Raw genomic sequence first — 3,360 nt, forward strand, 5'->3', positions numbered from 1 at the left:
CCCCTACCCCCACCACCTCCACCTCTGGCTCAGGGACGGCCACCGTCACGCCGACGCCAGCCCCGACGGTGCCCGCCGGATGGCGGACGTTCATCAGCCCGGCGGGCCGTTTCTCGATCGCCATGCCCAGCGGGTGGCAGGCCACCAAGAGCTCCACCAGGGACAGCCTCTCCATCAAGGGCCCGGACTCCCCGGGAAGGATGATGGTGGAGTGGACCACCCCTGAGGTGCGCTGGAAGGCCCCGGAGCAGGCCTGGATCGCCCTGGAGAAGGAGATCAGGGCCAAGGGCGAGTTCCAGGGATACACGCGCATCGCCATCACCCCGGTGCGCTACCGCGGCCGCGCGGCCGCGGACTGGGAGTTCACCCGGATGCGCGGCGGGCAGCTGATCCACGTGATCAACCGCGGTTTCCACACCGCCGACGGCCGCCCCTTCGCCCTCTACTGGGAGACGACGGACTCGCGCTGGGAGCGGGACAGGCACTACTTCGACACGTTCGCCAGAACGTTCAAACCGCTGTGAAAGAGCAGGCGCATTTCTTCCGGCACCCTGCGGTGCCGGAGACGGACCTGCTCAAGGCCCGTTACGTGACCCACCGCTTCTCCCGGCACGTGCACGACGGCTACGCCATCGGCCTCATCGTCACGGGCGTCGAGGAGTTCGACTATCGCGGCGTCACCCACAGGGCGGGCGCGGGCGAGCTGGTGCTGGTCAACCCGGACGCCGTGCACACCGGTCAGGCGGGCGTGCCCGGCGGGTGGTCGTACCGCATGCTCTACCCGTCGATCGACCTGCTGGCCGGGATCGCGGCCGAGCTGGGCGCGCCGCACGGGACGCCGCACTTCCCCGAGCAAGTGGTGCGCGACGACCCGGTGGCGGCGCTCCTCGGCCGGGCGCACCAGGCGGCCGAGCGCGGCGACGCGCTGGCCGCTTCGACGCTGAGCCGCACGTTGTTCGCCCGGCTGCTGATCCGCCACGCCGCCCCCAGGCCGGAGGCGGTGCTGCCCGGCGAGGGCGGGCGGGCCGTGCGGGAGGCGCGCGACCTGCTGCACGAGAGCCTGGTGGACCCGCCGACGCTGGACGATCTGGCCGGTGCGGTGGGGGCGCGGCCCTTCGCGCTGCTGCGGGCGTTCAAGGAGGCGACGGGGCTGCCGCCGCACGCGTACCTGACCTCGCTGCGGGTACGCCAGGCGCGCCACCTCCTGGAGTCGGGGATGCGTCCTGCGCTGGTGGCCGCCGAGGTGGGCTTCACCGACCAGGCCCATCTGACTCGACATTTCCGCCGCATCGTCGGCGTACCGCCCGCCGCCTACCAACGCGCTGCAGGAACGTACAAGACTGGCGATTCCCCCACCGCCTAGCCTCTCGCTCCATGGATCGGACAACACATCGTTCCGCCGCCGTGCGGGACGGGCTGGGCGTGGGCATGGCCGTGGGGCTGTCCGGCCTCGCCTTCGGGGCCGCCGCGATCATCGCGGGACTGACCGTGCCGCAGGCGTGCGTGCTGAGCCTGCTGACGTTCACGGGCGCCTCGCAGTTCGCCCTGACGGGGGCGGTCGGCGCGGGCGGCGACCTGGTGACCGCCACCGCGGGCGCGCTGCTGCTCGGCGGCCGCAACACGCTGTACGGCCTGCGCCTGGCAGACCTGCTGAAGGTACGCGGCCCACGCCGGCTGCTGGCCGCGCACGGCGTGATCGACGAGACCACGGCCGTGGCGCTCGCCCAGCCGGACGAGCGGGCGGCCCGCACCGGATTCACGGCCACGTTCGCCAGCCTCTACATCACCTGGAACCTCTGCACGCTGGCGGGCGCGTTCGGCACGTCGTTCCTGGGCGACCCGGGGGTGCTGGGCCTGGACGCGGTGGGCCCGGCCGCGTTCCTGGCCATCCTGTGGCCCCGGCTGGCGGCGAGCAAGGAGCTGCGCCTGCTTGCCGTGGCGGCCGCGGCGATCGCGTTGTGCGCCACCCCGTTCCTGCCGCCCGGCGTGCCGGTGCTGCTGTCGGCCCTCCCCGCTCTTGGCGCGGCGCTCGTGGGGATGGCCCGATGACGCTGTGGTGGGCGATCGCCGCGCTCTGCGCCGGCTGCTACGCGCTCAAGCTGGCCGGGCTCGCGGCCCCGCGGCGGGTGCTGGACCATCCGGCGCTGCGCAGGTTCGCCGAGCTGGTGCCGGTGGCGCTGCTGGCGGCCCTGATCGCGGTGCAGGTGTTCACGGAGGCGGGCGAGTTGCGCTTCGATCCGGCCCGCACGGCCGGACTCGGGGCGGCCGCCGTGGCGCTGCTGCTGCGGGCGCCGTTCCTCGTCGTTCTGGCCACGGCGGCGGTCGTCACCGCGCTTGCCCGGATGCTTCTGGGGTAGTCGCCGTGCATGTCCGATTCAGCGGCGGGGACGATCGGCGGGAGATATCGCCTGCTCAAGATGATCGGCAAAGGCGGCATGGGCACGGTGTGGCAGGCACACGACGAGGTGCTCGGCCGTGACGTGGCCGTGAAGGAGGTGCTGCCGCCGCCCGACCTGACGGGGCCCGAGCGCGAGGTGTTCTCGGTGCGTACGTTCCGCGAGGCCAGGGCGGCGGGCCGGGTGGCGCACCCGGGCGTGGCGACCGTCTACGACGTGATCGAGGAGCGCGGCCACCCGTGGATCGTCATGCAGCTGGTCCGCTCGCGCACCTTAGGCGAGCTGATTCGCGAGGACGGCCCGATGACCACCCTCGAGGCCTCCAACATCGGGCTGCAACTGCTGGAGGCGCTACGCGCGGCGCACGCGGCCGGGGTGCTGCACCGCGACGTCAAGCCGGACAACGTGCTGCTCGCCGAGGACGGCCGGGCGGTGCTCACCGACTTCGGCATCGCCACCACCGAGGACGAGGCGCCCGTCACCAGGACGGGCATCCTGATCGGCACGCCCGCCTTCATGGCGCCCGAACGCGCGGAGGGCGGCTCGGCCAGGCCCGCGTCGGATCTGTGGTCGCTGGGCGTGACGCTGTACATGGCGGTCGAGGGCCACTCACCGTTCCAGCGGGACAACGCTCTGGCCACGCTCGGCGCGGTCATGCACGCCGAGCCGGAGCCGCTGGCCCGAGCGGGCGTGCTCGCGCCCGTGCTGCTGGGGTTGCTGCGCAAGGACCCGGGCGAGCGTATGACGCTGGAGGAGGCCGAGCGGCGGCTGACCGCGATCCTGGCGGGCGGCGTTCCCGAGCAGACCGGTCCGGTGCCCGCGACCGTCACGGCGGGGTCCGCGGGACGGACGCGGCGCAGGGTGCCGTTGGCCGCCATCGGCGCGAGCGCGCTCCTGGTGGGCCTCGTCACCGGCGGTGCGGCCTGGTGGTCCAGCCGGCCGGCCGATACCCCACGCACTCCCC

The 3,360-nt window shown here is 73.5% G+C and carries 5 protein-coding genes; all 5 read left to right on the plus strand.

Annotated elements, in window-relative coordinates; all coding sequences use genetic code 11:
* Window positions 1–122: 122 nt before the first annotated feature.
* Entirely contained in the window at window positions 123–524 is a 402-nt protein-coding gene (locus ETD86_RS53370; RefSeq protein ID WP_211370913.1) for a hypothetical protein, read from the plus strand.
* Window positions 521–1,363, plus strand: a complete 843-nt coding sequence (locus tag ETD86_RS53375) for an AraC family transcriptional regulator (RefSeq protein ID WP_246149518.1) — start codon at window positions 521–523, stop codon at window positions 1,361–1,363. Before ETD86_RS53370 ends, ETD86_RS53375 begins: the two co-directional genes overlap by 4 nt.
* 11 nt (window positions 1,364–1,374) lie before the next feature.
* Window positions 1,375–2,049 carry an AzlC family ABC transporter permease gene (locus tag ETD86_RS53380; protein ID WP_138674234.1) on the plus strand — a complete coding sequence of 225 codons (675 nt, stop codon included), beginning with the start codon at window positions 1,375–1,377 and terminating at the stop codon, window positions 2,047–2,049.
* Entirely contained in the window at window positions 2,046–2,357 is a 312-nt protein-coding gene (locus ETD86_RS53385; RefSeq protein ID WP_138674235.1) for an AzlD domain-containing protein, read from the plus strand. The genes ETD86_RS53380 and ETD86_RS53385 overlap by 4 nt, the downstream gene beginning before the upstream one ends.
* A gap of 9 nt (window positions 2,358–2,366) precedes the next feature.
* On the plus strand, window positions 2,367–3,360 hold a 994-nt coding region (locus ETD86_RS53390; protein WP_138674236.1), incomplete at its 3' end, for a serine/threonine-protein kinase.

The sequence above is a fragment of the Nonomuraea turkmeniaca genome (assembly GCF_005889735.1).
GTDB classification, from domain to species: Bacteria; Actinomycetota; Actinomycetes; order Streptosporangiales; family Streptosporangiaceae; genus Nonomuraea; species Nonomuraea turkmeniaca.

Bases quoted from the DNA above. Each gene is read 5' to 3' on its own strand.
- ETD86_RS53370 (WP_211370913.1), top strand. From the start codon at position 123: ATGCCCAGCGGGTGGCAGGCCACCAAGAGCTCCACCAGGGACAGCCTC.
- ETD86_RS53380 (WP_138674234.1), top strand. From the start codon at position 1,375: ATGGATCGGACAACACATCGTTCCGCCGCCGTGCGGGACGGGCTGGGC.
- ETD86_RS53385 (WP_138674235.1), top strand. From the start codon at position 2,046: ATGACGCTGTGGTGGGCGATCGCCGCGCTCTGCGCCGGCTGCTACGCG.